Annotated in this window: 1 pseudogene; it reads right to left on the bottom strand. The window is 62.4% G+C overall.

The features are described 5' to 3' along the window. A pseudogene (locus E3W21_RS31385) lies at positions 1 to 458 on the bottom strand (hypothetical protein); the annotation flags it as partial.

The raw sequence follows: 458 nt of genomic DNA, 5'->3' as shown, positions 1-458 counted from the left end.
GCAGGTCGGTGGGTAGCAGGACGCCCTGAGGGACCACCACGGTGAGGGAGTCTTTGGCGGCGATGGGGTTTAGGTTGTTGTCGACGGTTTCTTTAACGGAAGGCGGATTCAGCATGAGGGCTGATTGGACGGTAAAGGTCCGCGCCTCCGAGGTTACGCCACTGCCATACAACGCTTTGGCGGTGATGCTGTGAGCCGTCAGGCTCAACCCGGGGACATCCAGCGTCCAGACACCGGTCGTTGGGTCGGCGATGGGTTCGCCTTTGGGGGTCGCACCGTCCAGAATCTGGACCTTCTGACCTCTGCTGGCGGCACCGGTCAGGATCACCGTGGTTTCCGTGGTGGTGCCGCCTTGGGGAATCTCGACACCGCTCAGATCGCCTTTGACCGAGGTGATGGTCGGCGCCACAAGCTCCGTGACGGTAAAGGTGCGTGGCGGTGCTGAAACCGGGTGCGGA

It is taken from the genome of Pseudomonas sp. F01002, assembly GCF_004402115.1.
Taxonomy (GTDB): domain Bacteria; phylum Pseudomonadota; class Gammaproteobacteria; order Pseudomonadales; family Pseudomonadaceae; genus Aquipseudomonas; species Aquipseudomonas frigoris.
This window is presented reverse-complemented; position numbering and strand designations above follow the sequence as displayed.